This is a genomic window from Halalkalicoccus subterraneus, assembly GCF_003697815.1.
In the GTDB taxonomy this organism is placed as follows: Archaea; Halobacteriota; Halobacteria; order Halobacteriales; family Halalkalicoccaceae; genus Halalkalicoccus; species Halalkalicoccus subterraneus.
On record NZ_RDQG01000079.1, the window covers coordinates 21319 to 28529 of the forward strand.

At 66.4% G+C, this 7211-nt stretch carries 7 protein-coding genes; all 7 read left to right on the forward strand.

From position 1 onward, the window contains the following. Nucleotides 1-242 precede the first annotated feature (242 nt). Entirely contained in the window at nt 243-1385 is a 1143-nt protein-coding gene (locus tag EAO80_RS16995) for a LeuA family protein (protein WP_211330756.1), read from the forward strand. Between the two features lie 320 nt (nt 1386-1705). Next, nucleotides 1706-3472 carry a biosynthetic-type acetolactate synthase large subunit gene (ilvB, locus tag EAO80_RS17000; RefSeq protein WP_122091030.1) on the forward strand — a complete coding sequence of 589 codons (1767 nt, stop codon included), beginning with the start codon at nt 1706-1708 and terminating at the stop codon, nt 3470-3472. Then, entirely contained in the window at nt 3469-4146 is a 678-nt protein-coding gene (gene ilvN, locus EAO80_RS17005; RefSeq protein WP_122091031.1) for an acetolactate synthase small subunit, read from the forward strand. The genes ilvB and ilvN overlap by 4 nt, the downstream gene beginning before the upstream one ends. After that, nucleotides 4139-5176, forward strand: coding sequence for a ketol-acid reductoisomerase (ilvC, locus tag EAO80_RS17010; protein WP_122091032.1), 1038 nt, complete (start codon nt 4139-4141; stop codon nt 5174-5176). The genes ilvN and ilvC overlap by 8 nt, the downstream gene beginning before the upstream one ends. Further along, nucleotides 5169-5423 carry a hypothetical protein gene (locus tag EAO80_RS17015; RefSeq protein ID WP_122091033.1) on the forward strand — a complete coding sequence of 85 codons (255 nt, stop codon included), beginning with the start codon at nt 5169-5171 and terminating at the stop codon, nt 5421-5423. Before ilvC ends, EAO80_RS17015 begins: the two co-directional genes overlap by 8 nt. Beyond that, a complete protein-coding gene (gene leuC / locus EAO80_RS17020) occupies nt 5420-6841 on the forward strand; it encodes a 3-isopropylmalate dehydratase large subunit (RefSeq protein ID WP_122091034.1) in 1422 nt (473 codons plus the stop codon). The genes EAO80_RS17015 and leuC overlap by 4 nt, the downstream gene beginning before the upstream one ends. Then, the coding region (locus tag EAO80_RS17025; RefSeq protein ID WP_368280562.1) for a 3-isopropylmalate dehydratase small subunit 2 at nt 6838-7211 on the forward strand (374 nt) is incomplete at its 3' end. The genes leuC and EAO80_RS17025, both read left to right, overlap by 4 nt.

The window sequence follows — 7211 nt, forward strand, 5'->3', positions numbered from 1 at the left end:
CGATATCGTATCGAGACGACTAATGGAATTAAGGTCATTATACAGCGTTGTAGTCGTGCGGTTTCGATGAGACTGACGGATCGTATACTGGTTTCGGATACCGTGGTTCGTCATCACAGCGGTGGATTTATATACTGGTGCCGCCCTGAACCCGAGTACCATGTCCGACAACACCATGGGCGCCTCCGACACCAGTCGGGGGGGTCGAGTTCTTCCAGGGCACGTTAGCTTCCAGTGACGAGATCGAGACGGTACGGATCTTCGACACTACACTGCGTGACGGCGAGCAGACACCGCGAACGTCCTTCAGTTACGACGATAAGCGCGAAATAGCGGCCGTGCTGGACGAGATGGGAACCCACGTCATCGAGGCGGGCTTTCCCGTCAACAGCGACGCCGAGTTCGAGGCGGTCAGCGACATCGCCGCCTCGACCACCTCGACGGTCTGCGGGCTGGCCCGCGTCGTCGAGAAGGACGTCGAGAGCGCGATCGACTCGGGCGTGGGGATGATCCACGTCTTCGTCTCGACGAGCGACGTCCAGATCGAGGACTCGATGCATGCCACCCGCGAGGACGTCAAGGAGCGGGCCGTCGAGTCCATCCAGCGAGCCAATGACGCGGGCGTCGAGGTGATGTTCTCGCCGATGGACGCCACGCGCACCGACAGCGACTTTCTGACCGAGATCCTCGAGGCCGTCGACGAGGTCGGCGTCGATTGGGTCAACATCCCCGATACCTGCGGGGTCGCGACCCCCAGTCGGATGGGGGCACTGGTGAAACTGGTCAGAGAGCACACCGACGCACGGGTCGACGTCCACGCCCACGACGACTTCGGGATGGCGAGCGCGAACGCCATCGCCGGCTTCGAGGCCGGCGCAGAGCAGGCCCAAGTCAGTGTGAACGGGATCGGCGAGCGCGCGGGCAACGCCGCCTACGAGGAGGTCGTGATGGCCGCAGAATCGATTTACGGAGTCGACACCGGTATCGACACGACCCGGATCACCGAGCTCTCGCGCCTGATCGAGGAGAAAAGCGAGGTACCGGTGCCGGCGAACAAGCCGATCGTCGGGGCCAACGCCTTCAGCCACGAGAGCGGGATCCACGCCGCGGGTGTGATCGAGAACTCCGATACGTTCGAGCCGGGAATCATGACCCCCGAGATGGTCGGCGCGAAGCGCGAACTCGTCTTGGGCAAGCATACGGGAACCCACTCGGTCCGGGAGTTTCTGACCGAGGCCGGCTTCGACCCGACCGAGAGCGAGGTACGGGAGATCACCCGCCGGGTGAAGGACTACGGCGCGGAGAAGAACCGCGTTACGCGCTCCGACGTCGAGCGCTTCGCCCGCGAGATCGACGTCGCGCGCTACGAGGAGGCCCGAGCGTAGATGGGACGGAGTTCGCCCGCCGGCGAGCGACGCAGCGGCAACGCTCGCCCGCCCCGCAAGGGTTATTATCCCTGCCTGCCGACTCGGCAGATAGATGCAGACGACCACCGCTCTCGGATCCACGGGGACCGACAGCGACGCGGTCGTGGCGCGCGGACTCATTATTGTAGGGGTATAGCCCCTACACTACCTACTTTCCTCGACCTCGGTTGCACCACCTTTCGACCAGTCAGTACTCGTACCAATGAGATCCACGACCCACCGCTGTCGACCGCCGTATCGCCCACAGACCACCCCGACGAACCACACCAGTCGATCCAATGAGTGAACAACCACCCGCCACGTTCGACCGGGAAACGGACGAGGAAGGCGAAACCGAAACCGAAACCGTCGAACCGACGCCGGTCACGACCGGCGCGAGTTCGGTGATCCGCGCGCTCGAGGGCGCGGGCGTCGAGACCTGTTTCGGCGTGCAGGGCGGGGCGATCATGCCCGTCTACGACGCGCTGTACGACTCGGGGATCCGCCACGTCACGATGGCCCACGAGCAGGGCGCGGCCCACGCCGCCGACGCTTACGGGATCGTCGCCGGCGAGCCCGGCGTCTGTCTCGCCACGTCGGGCCCGGGCGCGACCAACCTCGTGACCGGTCTCGCGGACGCCGACATGGACTCGGACCCGGTCCTCGCGCTCACCGGCCAGGTCGCGACGGCGTCGGTCGGCAACGACGCCTTCCAGGAGACCGACACCACGGGCGTCACGCGGCCGATCACGAAGACGAACTACTTCGCGACCGATCCCGACACGATCGGCGACACCGTCGGCGAGGCGTTCGCGCTCTCGGGGACGGGCCGCCCCGGCCCCACGGTCGTCGACCTCCCGAAGGACGTGACCAACGCCGAGACGGATCGGGAGCCGGGCTCGCCCCGGACGCCCGACACCTACGACCCGCAGTACGAGGCCGACGGTGAGGCAGTCGACCGGGCGGCCCGAACCCTCGAACGCGCCGAAAAACCCGTCATCCTGGCGGGCGGCGGCGTGATCAAAGGCGAGGCCAGCGAGGAGCTCAGGGCATTCGCCACGGAGTACGAGATCCCCGTCGTGACGACGATGCCCGCACTAGGTGCGTTCCCCGAGGACCACGAGCTGGCGATGGAGATGGCCGGGATGCACGGCACCGGCTACGCCAACATGGCGATCACCCACTGTGATACGATGCTGGCGGTGGGCTGTCGGTTCGACGACCGCCTCACCGGCGGCATCGAAACGTTCGCGCCCGACGCCGAGCTGCTGCACGTCGACATCGACCCCGCCGAGATCTCGAAGAACATCGAGGCCGACGTCGCGCTGATCGGGGACGCCGGCACGGTGCTCGAACAGATCGACGGCGAGATGACCCGAGCGCCCGACGCCCCCGAGTGGCAGGCGCAGTGTACGACGTGGAAGGCCGAGTATCCGATGGACTACGCCGCACCAGAGGACCGGCCGATCCGTCCGGAGTTCGTCGTCGAGACCTTGGACGAGGCGACCCCCGAGGACGCGATCGTCACCACGGGCGTCGGCCAACACCAGATGTGGGCGTGTCAGTACTGGACCTACCGCCACCCCCGGACGTGGGTCTCCTCCCACGGGCTGGGAACGATGGGGTACGGGCTGCCGGCCGCCATCGGCGCGAAGGTGGCCGCGCCCGACAGACAGGTCGTCTGCTTCGAGGGCGACGGCTCCTTTTTGATGACGTGTCAGGAGCTCGCGGTCGCGGTGCGGGAGAACCTCGACATCACCGTCGCGGTGCTCAATAACGCCGCGGTCGGGATGGTCCGCCAGTGGCAGGACGCCTTCTTCGAGGGACGGCACTCCGCCTCGCAGTACCCGTGGGTGCCAGCCTTCGACAAGCTCGCCGAGGCCTTCGGCGCGCAGGGCTTTGCGGTCCACGAGTACGACGAGGTCGCAGACACCGTCGAGGCCGCCGTGGCCCACGACGGCCCGTCGGTGATCGACTTCCACATCGACCCCGGCGCGAACGTCTACCCGATGGTGCCAAGCGGCGGCGATAATGGAAAATTCGCCCTCTCGGAGGACCAGCTATGAGTAGCGACGACGAACCCCAGCAGATCAACGGGCTGCAGGGGCCGGCTCCCGAGGAGCGCCCCCGGACGGCCGGCCGGCGCAACAGCCAGGGGATGCGGATCGATCCCGAGGTCGAGGCCGAGCCCGTCCCCCGGCGAACTGTCATCTCGGCGTTGGTCGAGAACGAACCCGGCGTGCTCGCGAAGGCGTCGGGGCTCGTCTCCCGGCGGCAGTTCAACATCGAGAGCCTCACCGTGGGGACGACGACCAACCCCGAGACGTCCCGAATCACGCTCGTCATCGAGGAGTCCGATCCGGGGATCCGGCAGGTCGAAAAACAGCTCGCGAAGCTGCTGCCCGTGATCTCGGTCCAGGAGCTCGGCGACAAGGCGATCCAGCGCGAGCTGGTCATCGTGAAGGTCCACGGCGACGAGCCGGACAAGGTCCAGGCGGTCACGGAGATGTACGACGGGACCGTGCTCGACGCCGGACCCAGAACGATCTCGATCGAGATCACCGGCGGCGAGGGGAAGATCGACGACGCGATCGACGCCTTCCAGCAGTTCGGCATCCGCGAACTCGCGCGTACCGGCCAGACGGCCATTGCGCGCGGTGACGTCTGGACGACGGACGTTGAGGAGGAACGGTACGAACGAATGCACGAGAGCTGGCAGACAACGACGAACAATGACTGAGGAAGCCACAATCTACTACGACGAGGACGCACAGCGCAGCCAGATCGAGGACAAGACCGTCGCCGTACTCGGCTACGGCAGCCAGGGCCACGCCCACGCACAGAACCTCGCCGACAGCGGGGTCGAGGTACGGGTCGGCCTGAAGGAGGGCTCGTCCTCCCGGGAGGCCGCCCGCGAGGACGGACTGGAGGTCGGCACGCCCGCGGAGGTCGCGGCGGGTGCGGACATCGTGAGCGTGCTGGTGCCCGACACGGTTCAGCCGACGGTCTACGAGCAGATCGAGGAGGAACTCGAGGCGGGCAACACGCTTCAGTTCGCCCACGGATTCAACATCCACTACAACCAGATCAACCCGCCAGAGGACGTCGACGTGACGATGATCGCGCCCAAGACGCCCGGGCACCTCCTCAGGCGGAACTACGAGAACGACCAGGGCACGCCCGCCCTGCTTGCGATCTACCAGGACGCGACGGGCGAGGCAAAGGAGGAGGCGCTGGCGTACGGCCAGGCGATCGGCTGTACCCGTGCGGGCGTCGTCGAGACCACCTTCCGCGAGGAGACCGAGACCGACCTCTTCGGCGAGCAGGCGGTACTCTGTGGCGGGATCGCGAGCCTGATCAAGCAGGGCTACGAGACGCTCGTCGATGCGGGCTACAGCCCGCAGATGGCGTACTTCGAGTGTCTCAACGAGATGAAGCTGATCGTCGACCTGATGTACGAGGACGGGCTCGGCGGGATGTGGGACTCGGTGAGCGACACGGCCGAATACGGCGGCCTGACGAAGGGCGACGTGATCGTCGACGACCACGCCCGCGAGAACATGGAGGAAGTTCTTCAAGGAGTACAGGACGGGACCTTCGCCCGCGAGTGGATCGCGGAGAACCAGGCCGGCCGGCCGAGCTACACCCAGCTCCGGCAGGCCGAGAAGGACCACGAGATCGAGGCGGTCGGCGCGGAGCTGCGGGCGCTCTTTGCGTGGGCCGAAGACGAAACCGAGGACAAACAGGAGAAAGTGACTGCGGATGACTGACGACACCGATACCAACGCACGGCGGATGAAAGACGTCGACCACACCCACCCCTACGACGACACGAGCGCGGGCGCGCTGTTCGCGCGCGGGCCGGTCGTCGTGGCGGACGGAGGGAGGCGCGAGGCCGGCGAGAGGGACCGAATGAAGGACATCGACCACACCCCGCCGCACGACGACGAGGGCGCGACGCGCGTCTTCGAGCGCGGCGAGGAGTACGACGGGAACGAGGACGTAGTAGAGGAATGAGTCGAGGCACCCTCTACGACAAGGTCTGGGACAGACATACAGTGACCGAACTGCCCACGGGACAGACCCAGCTGTTCGTGGGCCTGCACCTCATCCACGAGGTGACCAGCCCGCAGGCGTTCGGGATGCTCAAGGAGCGCGACCTCGAGGTCGCCTACCCCGAGCGCACCCATGCCACCGTGGATCACATCGTCCCCACCGCGGATCAGTCCCGGCCGTACGGCGACGACGCCGCAGAGGAGATGATGCGCGAGCTCGAAGAGAACGTCCGCGAGGCGGGCATCGAGTTCGATCACCCCGACACTGGCGATCAGGGGATCGTCCACGTCATCGGCCCCGAGCAGGGAATCACCCAGCCGGGGATGACGATCGTCTGTGGGGATTCGCATACGAGCACCCACGGCGCGTTCGGCGCGCTCGCGTTCGGAATCGGCACCAGCCAGATCCGCGACGTACTCGCGACCGGGACCGTCGCGATGGAGAAACAGAAGGTACGCAAGATCGAGGTCACGGGCGAACTCGGTCCCGGCGTCACGGCGAAGGACGTCGTCCTGACGATCATCCGTCGGCTCGGCACGGAAGGCGGCGTCGGCTACGTCTACGAGTACGCCGGCGAGGCCATCGAGAGCCTCGGCATGGAAGGTCGCATGTCGATCTGTAACATGTCGATCGAGGGCGGCGCGCGCGCGGGTTACGTCAACCCCGACGAGACCACCTACGAGTGGCTCGCCGAGACGGATGCCTTCGAGGACGACCCCGAGAAGTTCGAGCGGCTCAAACCGTACTGGGAGTCCGTTCGATCGGACGAGGACGCCGAGTACGACGACGTTGTCACGATCGACGGCAGCGAGATCGAACCCACCGTCACGTGGGGAACCACGCCCGGCCAGGGAATCGGGATCACCGAGCCGATCCCGGAGCCGGAGGAGCTTCCGGCGGACAAACAGGACACCGCTCGTCGCGCACAGGAACACATGCGGGTCTCGCCCGGCGAGACGATGGCAGGCTACGAGATCGACGTGGCCTTCCTGGGATCGTGTACGAACGCCCGGCTGCCCGACCTCCGGGCGGCCGCGGAGATCGTACGGGGCCGTGAGGTCCACCCCGACGTGCGCGGGCTCGTGGTGCCCGGCAGCCAGCGCGTCCAACAAGCGGCCGAGGAGGAGGGACTCGCGGACGTCTTCCGCGAGGCCGGCTTCGAGTGGCGAAACGCGGGCTGTTCGATGTGTCTCGGCATGAACGAAGATCAGTTAGAAGGCGATCAGGCCTCGGCGTCCTCGTCGAACCGAAACTTCGTCGGCCGCCAAGGGTCGAAGGACGGCCGGACGGTGCTGATGAGCCCCGAGATGGTCGCCGCGGCGGCGATCGCCGGCGAGGTGACTGACGTTCGGGAACTCGAGGAGGTGGTCTCGGCATGAGCGACGACGCATCGGTCGATACCATCGACTCGGTCTCGGGAACTGCCATCCCGATCCGCGGCAACGACATCGACACCGACCAGATCATCCCGGCGCGCTTCATGAAGGTCGTCACCTTCGACGGGCTGGGCGAGTTCGCCTTCTTCGACCAGCGCTTCGATAGCGAGGACAACGAGAAGGACCACCCGTTCAACGAGGAGCAGTATCAGGAGGCGAACGTCCTCGTCGTGAACTCGAACTTCGGGTGTGGCTCCTCCCGTGAGCACGCCCCACAGGCGCTCCAGCGCTGGGGGATCGACGCCATCGTCGGCGAGTCGTTCGCGTCCATCTTCGCGGGCAACTGCCTCGCGCTCGGCATTCCGACCGTGAC